Origin of the sequence: Amycolatopsis sp. NPDC051758 (genome assembly GCF_044453095.1) — a bacterium.
Lineage (GTDB): Bacteria > Actinomycetota > Actinomycetes > Mycobacteriales > Pseudonocardiaceae > Amycolatopsis.
The window spans coordinates 389,986-402,481 of sequence record NZ_JBITCJ010000010.1 but is presented as its reverse complement, the minus strand read 5'-3'; the positions used below and the strand labels follow the sequence as shown (position 1 = coordinate 402,481).

15 protein-coding genes are annotated in these 12,496 nt (G+C 69.4%); all 15 read right to left on the bottom strand.

Annotated elements, in window-relative coordinates; genetic code table 11:
* Positions 1-12: 12 nt before the first annotated feature.
* A complete protein-coding gene (locus tag ACIA5G_RS39895; protein ID WP_395933018.1) occupies positions 13-714 on the bottom strand; it encodes a hypothetical protein in 702 nt (233 codons plus the stop codon).
* Positions 715-729: 15 nt separating this feature from the next.
* Entirely contained in the window at positions 730-1,089 is a 360-nt protein-coding gene (locus tag ACIA5G_RS39890) for a hypothetical protein (RefSeq protein WP_395933016.1), read from the bottom strand.
* Positions 1,090-1,091: 2 nt separating this feature from the next.
* Positions 1,092-2,138: a MinD/ParA family protein gene (locus ACIA5G_RS39885; protein ID WP_395933014.1), complete on the bottom strand. Its 1,047-nt coding sequence runs from the start codon at positions 2,136-2,138 to the stop codon at positions 1,092-1,094.
* A 132-nt stretch (positions 2,139-2,270) separates the two neighbouring features.
* The gene (locus ACIA5G_RS39880) at positions 2,271-3,416 is read right to left on the bottom strand and encodes a C40 family peptidase (protein WP_395933012.1); all 1,146 of its coding nucleotides are present in this window, start codon (positions 3,414-3,416) and stop codon (positions 2,271-2,273) included.
* Positions 3,416-4,045, bottom strand: a complete 630-nt coding sequence (locus ACIA5G_RS39875) for a hypothetical protein (RefSeq protein WP_395933010.1) — start codon at positions 4,043-4,045, stop codon at positions 3,416-3,418. The genes ACIA5G_RS39880 and ACIA5G_RS39875 overlap by 1 nt, the downstream gene beginning before the upstream one ends.
* The gene (locus ACIA5G_RS39870) at positions 4,042-5,166 is read right to left on the bottom strand and encodes an alpha/beta hydrolase (protein WP_395933008.1); all 1,125 of its coding nucleotides are present in this window, start codon (positions 5,164-5,166) and stop codon (positions 4,042-4,044) included. The genes ACIA5G_RS39875 and ACIA5G_RS39870 overlap by 4 nt, the downstream gene beginning before the upstream one ends.
* Before the next feature lie 79 nt (positions 5,167-5,245).
* Positions 5,246-6,337, bottom strand: coding sequence for a hypothetical protein (locus ACIA5G_RS39865; protein ID WP_395933006.1), 1,092 nt, complete (start codon positions 6,335-6,337; stop codon positions 5,246-5,248).
* 158 nt (positions 6,338-6,495) lie between these two features.
* A complete protein-coding gene (locus ACIA5G_RS39860; protein ID WP_395933004.1) occupies positions 6,496-6,771 on the bottom strand; it encodes a hypothetical protein in 276 nt (91 codons plus the stop codon).
* Positions 6,765-7,070 (bottom strand): hypothetical protein, encoded by a 306-nt coding sequence (locus ACIA5G_RS39855; protein ID WP_395933002.1) that lies wholly within the window; start codon positions 7,068-7,070, stop codon positions 6,765-6,767. The genes ACIA5G_RS39860 and ACIA5G_RS39855 overlap by 7 nt, the downstream gene beginning before the upstream one ends.
* Positions 7,067-8,494 carry a YitT family protein gene (locus ACIA5G_RS39850; RefSeq protein ID WP_395933000.1) on the bottom strand — a complete coding sequence of 476 codons (1,428 nt, stop codon included), beginning with the start codon at positions 8,492-8,494 and terminating at the stop codon, positions 7,067-7,069. Before ACIA5G_RS39850 ends, ACIA5G_RS39855 begins: the two co-directional genes overlap by 4 nt.
* 293 nt (positions 8,495-8,787) lie before the next feature.
* Positions 8,788-9,285, bottom strand: coding sequence for a hypothetical protein (locus ACIA5G_RS39845; RefSeq protein WP_395932998.1), 498 nt, complete (start codon positions 9,283-9,285; stop codon positions 8,788-8,790).
* Positions 9,286-9,355: 70 nt separating this feature from the next.
* Entirely contained in the window at positions 9,356-10,141 is a 786-nt protein-coding gene (locus tag ACIA5G_RS39840; protein ID WP_395932996.1) for an AAA family ATPase, read from the bottom strand.
* Positions 10,138-10,665 carry a hypothetical protein gene (locus ACIA5G_RS39835; protein WP_395932994.1) on the bottom strand — a complete coding sequence of 176 codons (528 nt, stop codon included), beginning with the start codon at positions 10,663-10,665 and terminating at the stop codon, positions 10,138-10,140. Before ACIA5G_RS39835 ends, ACIA5G_RS39840 begins: the two co-directional genes overlap by 4 nt.
* Positions 10,662-11,690, bottom strand: coding sequence for an AvrD family protein (locus ACIA5G_RS39830; protein ID WP_395932992.1), 1,029 nt, complete (start codon positions 11,688-11,690; stop codon positions 10,662-10,664). The genes ACIA5G_RS39835 and ACIA5G_RS39830 overlap by 4 nt, the downstream gene beginning before the upstream one ends.
* A 94-nt stretch (positions 11,691-11,784) precedes the next feature.
* Positions 11,785-12,480, bottom strand: coding sequence for a hypothetical protein (locus ACIA5G_RS39825; protein WP_395932990.1), 696 nt, complete (start codon positions 12,478-12,480; stop codon positions 11,785-11,787).
* Between the last annotated feature and the right edge of the window lie 16 nt (positions 12,481-12,496).

Sequence of the window (12,496 nt, the reverse complement as noted above, 5' to 3'; positions counted from 1 at the left end):
CAATCGTTCATGTCAGTTGATGAAGACGGTGTAGAGGCCGTTGGTCAGCGGCGGCACCGACGAGCCGGTGCTGGACTGCCCGTCGCCGGGCTGCGGTCCGTTCTTGGTGCGGAAGGAGACGACCTTCCAGTCGTCCTTCTCCCAATTGAGCGTGTAGGTCTGGGTCGACCACGTCTGCGATGTGGTGACGCCACCGCCGATGCCCGCTGACGACCCGACCGCGACGATCCACACCTCGACCGTGGTCGCCGAGCCGGCGAAGCTCGTGACTCGGGTCGTGACCGGCGTCTTGGACGTCTGATCGTCGCCCGGCGCGCCGGTGGCGGCCGACAGCGCCGCCCGGGCGTGCGCGTCGGCGGACGCAGCGATCCAGGTGGATGCGGTCTCGGCGCCGTCGGCGTTGCCGTGGGCGACTGCGGTCTGCACCTGCACGGCGTTCACCGCGGCGTTCGCTGCACCGGCCTGGTCGTGGGTGTAGCCGGATGGCACGCCGTTGCGGATCACCTTCGGACCGTGCGGCGCCCCGAGCCCACCGGCCGGCGCCGGTGCGGTCGGCGTACTGGCCGAGTTGGCCGAGCCGCTGCTCGCGCTTCCGATCAGCCAGCCGGATGCCCCGCCGACCAGCGTGGCGACGACGATCGCTGCGATGATCAGCCAGAGTCGGCGCGGTCGGGTACCCGAGGGACGGGCGGGCTGAGGTGCGTAGGTCGTCATCTGCGTGCTCCATGGTCAGAAAAGGGCGATCACTGCACCGAAGATGATGCCGATTCCGGCCAGGGCGGCGAGGGCAATTCCGGAACGTTTCGCGGACTCGCTGTGCTCCAGAACCGATCCCGGATGCCCACCACGACGAGCCGACTGCAGTTCGACGACAGCGCGGATCGCGCCGAAGGCGATGATCACAAACCCGATGCCCCACGCCCCGGCCAGCAGTTTCTTCCACGCCGAGTTGAACTTCATCCCGAAGAACGAGAAGTCCGGCGTGACACCGTTGAATGGATTCGGCGGGCTCCCTCCAGTGGGATCCGCGGGTACGGACGGCGACTGAGTGAGGAACTGCACACCCAGGTCCAGGTAGTGGTGGATCATGTCTATGCCTTTCTGAACGGCCGCGCGGTGACCGACGCGCCGAGTCCGTGTGAGTCCTGACGTACGACCGGTGCACCGCGCGCCGGCGGGTGCGAGTGGGTGGTGGCACGGCGCTGGTCGGGACGTTCGCGCCGGACGGCGGCAAGCTGGTCGGTTACTGCCGCCGTGACCATCACCCACGCGCGGCGAGTCGCGGGCGAGAGCCGGTCGATGGCTATCGGCGCGCCGGCCGCCAGCTGCGGATCGTGCGGAATCTCGAGGACCACCCCGCAGCGCGCGTGGAAGTGCTCGAGGATCCGCAGGCGGGTGGCGTCCGGGGGAGTGGTCATGCCCGGGCGCACCAGCACCACCGCGTTCGCGACCAGGTGCGATCGTCCGCCGACGAGGAGCGTGTCGAGCATCCATGAAGCCGCCTGCGCGACGTCGATGTCGAGCGTGATCGGAACGACCAAACAGTCCGCTGCAGCCACTGCCCACCGGAACCGGTCGGTGTGGACATCGTTGCCGCTGTCGATCACGGTCAGCCGGGCGTGCCGTTCCAGGAGCACCGCGATCCGTCCGCATTCACCGGACCCGACCGGGTGAGGCCGTGCCGGGTCGGTGTCGCCGACCAGGACTTCGGCGCCGGATGGCTGGCTGCGCAGATAGTGAGCCATGTCCCCGGCTGCGGTTGCGGAGGTTACGAGGTGCTCGGCGGCGGCGAGCAGGTGGGAGACCGTTGTGGCTGGGGTCCGCACCTCGGCGCGGTCGCCGAGATTGCCGCGGGCGTCGGTGTTGTCCCATGCGACGACGCTGCCGCCGCGAGCGACGGCGAGTGTGTGGGCCAGCACCAGCGTCGCGGTCGTCGTTCCGGATCCGCCCTTCGGGCTGGCCACCATGACCAGCCGCGACCCGCCGAGGTGCTGCCGGGCGGCAGCTTCTGCGAGCCGGTACTGCAGTTCGGCGTCGCCCGGCTTCGGCTTGAACAGCCCGCCGCTGAGTCGGCGGAGACGACCGCGCCATCCCCACCGGGCCGGTGCAGTGGCCGCCGACGGCGAGGGAGCTTCCAAGGACTGCTCAGCAGCGCCCGGCGGCTGCTCTGGCTGAGGACCCTTGACCGGCTCGACGTGCGGGGTTGTCGACCTGCTGAGATCGACAGGCGGTTCGGCGCCGTAACCTCGGGTATCTTCGCTGCGCAATGTCTATTCACCTCCTGGAACGGGGCGAGCGGCGACTTTGCGGAAATCTCCGCCGAGCCGCACGTCCGAGACCTTGACGACGTCGCCGCTTTGCGGCGCCTCCACCATCACGTGCCTGCCTGCGGCGACGCCGAGATACATCGCGACGTGGTGCTGCCCCCAAAACAGCAAGTCGCCCGGCTGCGCTTGGGAAAATGGGACAACGACCTTCGCGTTGGTGAGCTGGGTCCGGGACGGTTTGGTCAACGTGACGCCGGCCTGCGCGTAGGCGTAGAACGTCAACCCGGCGCAGTCGAAGCCGACCTTGTTGTAGTCACCGTGCTGGTCGGCGACCCCGCCGTCGTGGATCCCGCGAGTCGGTCCGTTGGCGTCGCCGCCGCCCCAGGCGTACGGGGTTCCGAGCCACGACAGCCCGGCTGCGATCGCCTTCGCGATCTGCGGAGACGCGGCGGTGACCTCTCCTTCGACCCGGGCCTCCGGCGGCAGCGTCACGACGTTCCCGCCTCGGATGTGGACCTGGATCTTTCCCTTCAGCGACTGGTCTTGACACTTGAGCGGGCCGCCGGCCGCGCCGTCGAACAGCGTGGAGACCAGCGCCTTGGCCAGCGGTTCCCACTTGGCGTACCGCTCGCCGTGCCCGCTGGCCTCGACCATTTCGGCGAGCTCGTCGTTCGTGCGGGGGTCGGTGTCGTAGCCGGGTGCTCGTTTCGTGAGCACTGTGAAGAACCCGCGGGTCGCCGGTCCGGGGGAGCCTTTGGGGTTGTAGCCGACGTAGGCGTTGTACGGTCCCGGCTGGATTTGCTGGAACAGCCCGAGCGCGTTGCCGTTCTGTGCGTCGGGGTTCAGCGTCGATTCCTGCATCGCTGCCTGGAGCGCGATCGTGGTTCCCCGGGCGGTGATGTTCAGGCCCTTGGCCGTGCTGACGATCGTCTGTGCCGCGGAGATCTGCGGCGGGGACAGCGTGATTCCGCCGAAGATGCTGCCGCCGGTCGGTGGCTGCGGCGGGTCTCCCGGTGCCGCGATCGGTGCGGGCGCGCTGCAGGTCGGCGGTGGCCCGACGGCTTCGGCGCGGTCGTCGTTGCCGAGGACGAGCACCGTCGCCAAGGCGGCGGTCACCGCCAGCGCTGGGACTGCGAGTAGCGCCTTCATCAGCCGGCGTCCACGGCGACGTCGACCAGCCAGCGTCCGTCGGTCTGCCGGACCACGGCCCGGGTGCTGGATTCGGGAGCGGTCTGGAACGGGCGGCCGTCGGCCATGCGGGTGCGGTTCGCGGTGACGATCACGAACACGCGGTTCTGCCCAGCGGGCGCCTCCGGGTCAACTTCGGCGGTGACGTGATCGCAGGCGCTGCTGACCTTCATGTCCTGCATCTGCCGGTAGGCCCCTTCGGAGTCACCGGCGGCGAGGTCGGCGGCTGCGGCGAAACTGGTTTGCAGCGCGGCGGCCCTCTGGACGTTGTCGTTGCGCGGCTGCCGCCAGTCGGAACTGCACCACTGGGTCATCCAGGCCGTGGCCACGGAGACCGGGGAGACGTAGGCGTCGGCGGTGAACGGCGGCGCGGGCGCCGGGGACGGCACGCCGGTCGGCGGGTTTGCCGTGGTCGTCGGGGGGACGGTGGCGGTGACGGGCGGCAACGCGACCGACGGGCTGGTCGTTGGTGCTGGTGCGCTGGCCGTCGCTTCTGCAGCCGGCGTGGGCGCGCCGGCCGAGCAGCCCGCGGCGAGGCTGGCCGTGGCGGCCAGGAACACGGCAGTGGCAGCCCGGGTGCGGGTGCTCACGAGGCACCGCCGGTTCCGTCGGCCGGCAGCACGTCGGTGAGCCACCGGCTGGCGAAGTCGGTGAACTCGCCGCCGTCGACGGCCAGGGCGAGGCAGTGTCCCGATCGGGGTTGCACGTACGTTGTCAACGGCGTCGAGAAGTACGGCTGCTCGGCCGCGTGCAGACTCTGCGGGCTGGTGCAGTCGACTGCGGTGCAGGCCCACGAGTCTCGGCCGCCGTTGGCTTCCAGTACCGGAACCGTGATCGAGTGGGACGTGACAGGGGACAGGCCGAGTAGGACTGCGTCGGGTAGCTCCGTGGCGCTGGAGGCGTCCTTGCTCGCTTCGTCGGCGGTGACCACGGCGGGGTCGACGTCGTCGGCGGCGTGGAAGAGCCCGGCCCGGACGCTGGGACGGGTGGTGACGTAGCCCGGATCCAGCGGACGCCCTTCCAAGGCCGCCGGATACATCGATGTCAGCGACGTGAGCAGCTGGTCACCGGAGATCAGGTGGCTGTAGCCGGTGAGGATCACAGCGCCGATGTCGCCGGGGTAGCGCGCGGCCGCGATGACAGCGGCCATGCTGCCCAGCGAGTGGCCGACCAGCGCGACGAGGCTGTGGTGGTGCCCGTCCAGGGCGCCGGTTCGGGCGCGGGTGATCAGCTGGTGCACGGCGTCGGCTTGGACGCTGGCGGTGACCAGTGCGCTGAGTGGATGGCTGCTGTCGCCGGTGCCGATCCGGTCCACGGCCAGCGTGTCGAAGCCGGCTGCGTTCGCCCGGCGGGTGTAAGAGTAGGCGTCGAGGCCGAGCCCGGCCCAATACATCCGGTTGTAGGTGCCACCCGAGACCAGGACCTGCAGGGGAGCACCGCCCTGCGCGGCCGATGTCGAGCAGAGCGTCGCGTGCATGGTGGCGGCGAGTAGTCCGGAGTGGACTGGTTCATCCAGCTCGGCGCATGTCGTCTGGCTCGCGGCCGACGCCGGCAGGGCCATCCCGGCGAGCAACGTTGCGACGAGCAGAATCAGCGTCGGCCAGAACTTGCCCCATGCCCGGCTGCCCGCCCGGTGCCGGCCTCGGTAGGCGCCGCTGCGGCGTCGAGGCGGATCCGAAGGGCGGGGCCGGCGAGTGTGTCGTCCTTTCACTTCTTCCCCCTGATCAGGCATTGAGGTCGCGGCATGCGACCGTGCGGGATGAGCGGTCTTCCCGCTCGTGGTCGGCGGCCTACCGGCTCGCCGAGGCGGTCCAGGCGTGTACGAGATTCGCGGCGAGCGCGGTGTTCGCCGCGGCGGCGGCGTTCGTGCGGCGCCCGTGTCCGCAGCCGGCACCGACCCCCTCCACGGGCCCTGCCAGCGCGTCGACGACAAGGCCGAGCGCCGTTCGGGTCTGGTCCGGATACGACTCGGCCACCACTCCCGCCATCACAGCGACGCCCCGTCGCAAGTCCCTCAGTGCGGCGTAGAACTGCGAATCGGTGGGTGGCGCAGCATCGCCGCAGGTAACGGGAAGGTGCACCGTCGGCATCGCGATGCCGAGTTCGGCCAGCAGTTCGGCCAGTGCGTTGAGGAACTCGACGGCGGTGGAGAGGTCAGTCGGCACGATCAGTGGCTGGTGTCCGATGTCGCCGTAGCACAAGTGAAGCACCCACTCGGAATTCGGCGCGGCGGCCACGAGCCCAGCAACTTGCGTGGCCAGCTCCCGGGTCAGCAGCGGCCAGTCCTCGCGCGGAGTCCTGGCGTAGGCCAGCAGGATCGTCACAGACTCGAGCTGGAACACGACGCCGTCGCTCCAGCGGTCGGCGATTTCGCGGACTTCGCCGGCGACCATCGCCTGCATCTCCGGCATCCACTCCGCCGACGCCTCCGCCGAGCCGGATACGAAGAACGCAAGATCCAGGGCGTTCGGGATGCTCACCTGAAGCCGAGACGGGATGGCATCGCCTACGAGGCGCTCCTTCACGCGAAACGCCTCTTCGGTCAGCTGGGGGCGTCCCAGCGCCAGGTCGGCGACAGTCAGGCGATGACCGTCGGCGACCGCGTAGTACGGCATGTCGTCGTAATCACGACTGGACCCGGCGCGCACCTGTACGAGGCCGGGCACCTCCGCTCGGGCGTTGAGCCAACCTATGACCCAGCCGGAATCGGCGTCGAAGGGCAGCGCCGACAAACGCGTGCCGTGGCGGTGATCCAGGTGCCACTGCATCGTCGAGAGGGGATCATCCCCGGTGCCCGCCGGCGCCGTCCCCACAGCGTAAACCCGCAGCGGTTTCGGAGCCCAGGGCGTTGTAACAGGCAGTTCTGCGGCCAAAGTGGACATGCGGTTCTCCTGGTGCCAAGTTCGGTGGAGCGTGACGGCGGCTGGGTCGTGTGGACCACGGGCCCGGACGACACAGCGCCGCCGTGCGGTTGGTGGGCAGGTGACGTACCTGCCCACCAACCGCGGGATAGCGATGCGTGAGCTGCGGTACGCCGGAGTCAGAACCAGATTCGGGTTCCGTCGGGGCCGACGCTGCCCTCGCGGGTACCCGGTGTCGCCCACCAGATCCGGACGCCGTCCGCGGAGATTCCGAGTTCGCGATTGGCGGGGTCGGTGACGTTGATCCGGGTCCCCTCGGCGAACACGGTCAGTTCGCGGTTGCTCGGCTGCTCTGCGGCGCCCGCCGTCGCCGTGGTCAGCAGCGCCGAGCCGCCTCCGAGCGCGGCGGTCAGCAGCAGGGTGCCGGCGGCCATCTTCTTGGTGTTGTTCAACATGGCGTTTCCCTTTCGGTGTTGGTGGTGCCTTGCGGTGAAAACTGGTGGCGGTGGGCCTCCCGGCAGGGAGGCGCGAGAAGACGTACGAGGCTGATCAACGAAGCGGCAGACCAGATGACCTCGAGGACGACTCCGATCTGCATGGCCAGGGCGAGCCCTCCCGCGAGCAGCCCAGAGCCGACCCAGTTCAAGATCAGGTAACTGGGCGACGTCGTCGCGATCGAGGAGCTCTGGGCGAGCAGGAACGCGATCAGCAAGAGGATCGAGCCGGTGAGCTGCAGAATTTGCGCGCTGGTCATCGGCCTCCTCCGCTCGTGGCGGTGGCGGCGAACTCGGCGAGGGGAACGTGCAGCCGGGGTGCCCGCTCCCCTGGGTGGTTGCGGTTGTAGGCCGCGATCAACTCCTCGTAGCGGGATGCGAGGGGATCGTTTGCCGGCGGAGCCGCGGTCAGGGCGTCGAGGCGGTGACACATGCGGTGGTAGATCTGGTCGGTCACGCGCGCGCGGCCTTGGCGGTGGCGCTCCAGCGCTGTGTGGCAGTGGGTGAGCAGGCGGCTTTCGTGGACGTCTCCGCCGTCGGTTCGGGGGCGTTGTGGCCAGCGATCGCTGGTTCCCTGGAAGCCGAGCTCGACCTCGATGAGCGCCGGGACCAGGTGCAGGTCGATGACCTGGGAAGCGCTCAGCTGCGCTGCGGGCGTGCTGTGGTAGGTCGCGAAGGCCTCGGCCAGCGCCGTCATCTCAGCATCAGTGAAGCTGGTCATGTCCGCGGTCCCGCCGACGTTGGCCGCGCGCTCGTCGAGAATCGCGCGGTTGGGTAGCAGGCTCGGCTTGTCGTGGTAGACAGCGGCCACGACGTCCCAGGTGTTGTAGGCCCAGAACGTGAACTGTGCGCGGACCAGTTGGTCATCCTCGACGTTGAGGTGGCCCGAAGGCGGCTGCAGGCGCGCGGCACGTGCGGCGAGTTCCTCTCGCGTCTGCGGCACGTGCGGGACGTCGTTCTCGGCGAGGATGCGGATGTAGGCCTGGACGAAGTGGACCTGCAGAGCCTGCGATCCCTGTCCATGCTGGAATCCGATGTAGGCAAGCCGCTGCACGTGGCGGGCGAGCGTCATCGGCGGCCGGTGGCGCCGTGGCGGCGAACCGGGGCGGCCAACTCCGCGGAGCCGTGTGACGTACCGCAACGCCAGGGCGATCAGCGGGCCGCTGGCCAGGGCCAACACGGCTGTGCCGGGAGCGGCGATGCCGGTTCGCACGGCGTCGGCCGGTCCGAGGATGGCCGTGGCGGTCCCGACGAAAACGACGTCGATGCCGATGCGGACCAGTGCGAGCCGGCGACCGCTGCGGCCGGTTGCGGACCGGTCGCCAGCCAGCACAAGCATGAGTCCGTCTCGTGGCAGCGGGCCGAGGTCGGCGGCCAAGTAGGTCGCGACACCGGCGCTGAAGATGATGCCGCCTGCGGCGAAGAAGATGAGGCGAGCGACGATGTTGGTCAGGGGCGGCAGTGCGGCCAAGACGGCGTCCGCGGTGACCGCGGGCACCACGAGACCGAAGACAGTGCCGAGGCCCGGTCGCAGCCGCAGCGGGATGAACGTGCCCAGCAGAACCGCCTGGCACAGGAGAATGCCGCTGCCGAGTGTCCAGCCGAGTGTGTGGGCGACGGCCAGGTGCAGGGTATCCATCGGCACCATGCCCAGCCGGCTGGTGACCAGCAGCGCGATGCCCACGCCCATCGAGAGGGTGCCGGCCCCCAGCAGACCGACACGTGCCCAGGGCAGCCGCCACGCGAGGGCAGCGAGGATACCGTCACGCCCGGCACGATCGGCAAGCGTGCGGTGTCGAGCATGGTAGCGGCCGGACCGATGCGCGGCTGGTATCGGAGACTTGCGCCCCCAGCGAGTTTCCTGTGCACGGGACGCGGTCTCGCTTGGCCTGACGCTCTGCTCGGCTGGGGCTGACTCGCTTCGTTGACTGGCCTCCGGAGCAGAGGTCGGTTCATCCGGGATAATGTCCATAGCTCTTACTGGTCCACGATGTGCACGCTCGGGGCCATCAGCTGGTCGTCGAAGTCACCGCGGGCGTAGCGACGTTGCAGGTCTGTGGCACGCTCGGCCGCGAGTTCATCGAGATCCGGCCGTCCCACGACGTCCTCGTTGAAAGCCTCGTCGGTTCGCGCCTCGAGCAGCTCGGCTGCGTCGACGGGATCGAGGTTGACGCCGAGATGCACGATGCCGGGTGCGATCCACAGCACCGAGCCGGGCGCGTGCAGGTACGGCTTCATGTCGTCGCCGACCAGTGAAGCGATCATTCCGGTGTGGACAAAAACCAAGATGGGCGTGTGCTCGTGGATGTGCGCGACCGCGTGGTGTCCGCCGTTCATTTTCACCAAGCCGCACGTGAGGCCCCTGGGATTCACGACGCCGGAGTGCACCAGCGGTGCCAGCTGCTGGTTTTGCGCGCCGAGAGCGTACGGGGGGAAGCCGGGAGTCTGAACGCGCAGATTGAGGTCGGTCGACATGGTTTTCCTTTCGGAGGTAGGGGAAATGCGTCTGGTGGGGGATGCGGTCGTGCCGCGGAGGAGGTTTGGGTCAGTACCGCAGCGCGTACCTGACGCGGCGGGCGAGCGATTTGTGGCGGCGGGCGTGGTGAAGGCGGGCGTCGGCATCGAGGACGTCGGTGGCCGCGCGGACCCGGTCCTGCGCCTGGTCGATGGCGTCGGGGATCGGGACGGCCAGGGGGAGGTCGAACAGCTCCACGATTCGCGCGACCCGGTCAGCGATGCTGCCGCGGACGACGTAGTACGGCAGGCCGAGTTCGTCCAGCGTGCGCAGCAGCAGTTTGTCGGACAGCAGCCGAAACTCCTCCGACACGGGGCGGTGGCCGTCGACGTGCATCGGGAACTCAACCGGGAGATGGATGTAGGCGTCGTAGAGGCGGCGGGCGCGGGCCTTCGTCAGGTCCCCGTAGATGTCCATGTACTGCTGGTAGAACCGGCGGACCCGGAACCCGGATGCCTTCTTGAGCGTCCGCAGTCCCCAGCTGGCACCGGGGTTGATCCCGACCCGCATCCGCGCTTCGCCGTACACCCACTCATGCACGACGGAGCCGTCGCTGATGAATGACCCGGGCAGCGATTCGTTCGCGACGCGTTCTTCGAACCGTCGGAGCCCGAGCTTGATCAGCTCCATCGCCGAGAGCTCCTGGACCTGTTTGCCGGGCACGACGTCCATGAGGATTTCGCGGGATGTCTTGGCGTGCGTTCGGGGAATTCCGGTGGCGATCGACAGCGCCTCGGTCGTGGTGCTCTTGCCGGTGGAGTAAGTGCCCGAGATCGCCAGGCGTAGGACGGTGGTGCCGGTGCCAGCGGTGGTCATGAGGGCCCTCCGAAGAAGATGCGGTCGGCGGCGGGGATGAGGTCGTCGACGGGTGGATGACCGGAGCGCAGCCAGCGCGCGAACCGGACGTGGGCGAGGTCGCTGGCCGGTGGTGTCTCCAACAGCAGTGGAGAGCGCAACTCGCGGGGAGTGGCCGTCAACATGGCTCTGCTGCCCTCGAAGAACTGCCGGCCGCGGGCGCGCAGCTGCGGCGGGAGCCAGCCGAGGAACGGGATCTCCAGTTCGCCGACGTACCCGGTGAACTCGGCCAGCTTGACCAGGTCCTGCGGTGCGTCGATCAGCTCCTCGGGCAGGATCGGCACGATCGTCGGCATCTCCGCGAGCACCACCAGCAGTGGCGCGCCGGCGTCGACGTGAGCGGCGATGGCGGCCTGCTCGTCGCGGCTGGGCCACAGGCCGATGGGGCGCCACGTCGCGACGCTGGTGCGCGCCCAGCTGAGCCGGGCTGCGCCTTCGGCGACGATGAGGATGTCGCCATGCCGAACCGCCGGTCGCGTGGTCATCGGCCCTCCCGCAGTCCCGGGAGCTCGTGAGCCAGCCGATAGTCGAACCGCAGACCGCTGAACTGAGCTCGCCACTCCGAGGTTCGCCAACGGCCGCCGGCGAAGTCGACGATCCCTGTGCGGACGATGGAAGTGGCCGAGCGGAAGGGCGCGCCGAGCCGCTGGTGCGGCGGCGGCCCGGAGACGTCGACGCGGCGCATCCACAAGGTATTGCTGGCCGCGCGGTCGATGTCGTCAAGTGCGTACAGCAGGCTCTGTGCGAGTTGGGCCAGCACGATCATGCCGTCGATGAACGTGATGGCGGGTTGGTACTTGCCGGTCATGCCGTCCGGGTGGATTGCTTCGCCGGAGATCCGGGTGGTGGCGGAGACGGCCGTGAAGTCGTCGGCGACGACGACGTCCTGCAGGTCGTAGTCGCGCTGCTGGTATCCGCGGCCGAAGTAGCGCCGGGTTGGTTCGCCGAGCGCGTCACCCACGTCGATCGTTTCGGGGGAGCTGGTCCGACGTGGGCGGCTGTGATCGTCAACGACCTCGCACACGGTGGCCAGTGCACCGACGTGGCCTTCCAGACGCGATACCGTCGTGCCCGAACGCTGCTCGGTTGCGGTGCACCGAGCCGAGAGGGCGACGTCGTCGAGCCGTTCCTGCGGTGCCGCGCCGGCCTTGATGCTCAGTCGTCGGATCCACAGGGCGCGGCGTTCCTGTTCGTCGAGTCCGTGGGTCGTCGTCAGGTGCAGCTCGGCGAGCTGCGCGGCCAGCACCGCGGCGTCCAAGGTGCTCAGGTGCGGGGTCAGCTGGGCGGTGGTGGATTTCGCCGACCAGTCGCTGGGGTAGCTGAGGTGCGCCCGGGCGAGCAGCTGGTTGACGTCCGAGTCGAGGGTTGCCTCGGTGATCTGGTGGGTGACGCGTTTGAAGCCACTGCCGAAGAAGCGTTGGTTGCGCGGGCCGAGCTGGTCGTCGATCGAGGCGAACCGACGCGGCGAACACGGGGCCGGGCTGGTGGTGCTCGATCGTGCGGCGTGCATGGGTACTCCTTGTCGTCGAGGGTTCGGCGGGTACGAAGCCGGGCTGGGTTGCGCGGGGCCGGGTGGGGAAGCCGGACCCGGCCCCGCGCTGGGATCAGCCGGTGACCGCGAGGTGGCCCGGCTTCGGCGTGACCGGAGTCGCGTCCTTGTCCGGGGTCTTCGCGGTCTTCGGCTTCGTGGTGGCGGTCGGATGCTTGCCGGGCTTGCTGGTCGGCGCGCCCGTCGGGACGCCAGTGGGCCGGCCCGTCGGCGGGGCGGGCTTGCTGGTCGGCGGCTCGCCGGTCGGCGGCTGTGTGCTGGCCTTGTCGCAGGAAACTCCGGCAGCGCGGACGGTTTCCGAGACTTTGCCGCTCTTGTCGGTGATCGTGACCGTGACGCCGGTGGCGCTGGGACCACCGGACTTTCCGAAGTGGACGTGGAAGAACGGCGTGTCCTGGTCGCCGCCGCTGTGGGAAACGGTGGTGACTCCTTGCTTGCAGCTGGCGGAGACCGATCCGACTGCCTTGCCGCCGACGGTGAGACTGCTGACCGAGGCCTTGGCGTACCCGGCTCCGGTCTCCGTGGAGATGCCGGTGGCGGAAACCGTCGGGTTGGACAGGGAGCCGGAGTCGGCGCTGAGGTTGACCGTGTTCGAGGCGCGGACGCCGAACGCGGTCGACCCCGAGGCGGCCGCGGCCGGTGACGCCGGCGTGCTCAAGGAGATGCCGACGATTCCGGCGGCGAGGATGCCGCCCAGGCCGGCGGCGGTCAGCGCCCGCTGGGTGGCGCGTCGTTCGATGGTGCGGACCACGTGGTCCCCCCTAAGG

What these genes read in the sequence shown, in the direction of transcription:
- ACIA5G_RS39895 (WP_395933018.1), bottom strand. Translation starts at nt 714, where the DNA reads ATGACGACCTACGCACCTCAGCCCGCCCGTCCCTCGGGTACCCGACCG.
- ACIA5G_RS39890 (WP_395933016.1), bottom strand. Translation starts at nt 1,089, where the DNA reads ATGATCCACCACTACCTGGACCTGGGTGTGCAGTTCCTCACTCAGTCG.
- ACIA5G_RS39880 (WP_395933012.1), bottom strand. Translation starts at nt 3,416, where the DNA reads ATGAAGGCGCTACTCGCAGTCCCAGCGCTGGCGGTGACCGCCGCCTTG.
- ACIA5G_RS39865 (WP_395933006.1), bottom strand. Translation starts at nt 6,337, where the DNA reads ATGTCCACTTTGGCCGCAGAACTGCCTGTTACAACGCCCTGGGCTCCG.
- ACIA5G_RS39860 (WP_395933004.1), bottom strand. Translation starts at nt 6,771, where the DNA reads ATGTTGAACAACACCAAGAAGATGGCCGCCGGCACCCTGCTGCTGACC.
- ACIA5G_RS39855 (WP_395933002.1), bottom strand. Translation starts at nt 7,070, where the DNA reads ATGACCAGCGCGCAAATTCTGCAGCTCACCGGCTCGATCCTCTTGCTG.
- ACIA5G_RS39845 (WP_395932998.1), bottom strand. Translation starts at nt 9,285, where the DNA reads ATGTCGACCGACCTCAATCTGCGCGTTCAGACTCCCGGCTTCCCCCCG.
- ACIA5G_RS39840 (WP_395932996.1), bottom strand. Translation starts at nt 10,141, where the DNA reads ATGACCACCGCTGGCACCGGCACCACCGTCCTACGCCTGGCGATCTCG.
- ACIA5G_RS39835 (WP_395932994.1), bottom strand. Translation starts at nt 10,665, where the DNA reads ATGACCACGCGACCGGCGGTTCGGCATGGCGACATCCTCATCGTCGCC.
- ACIA5G_RS39830 (WP_395932992.1), bottom strand. Translation starts at nt 11,690, where the DNA reads ATGCACGCCGCACGATCGAGCACCACCAGCCCGGCCCCGTGTTCGCCG.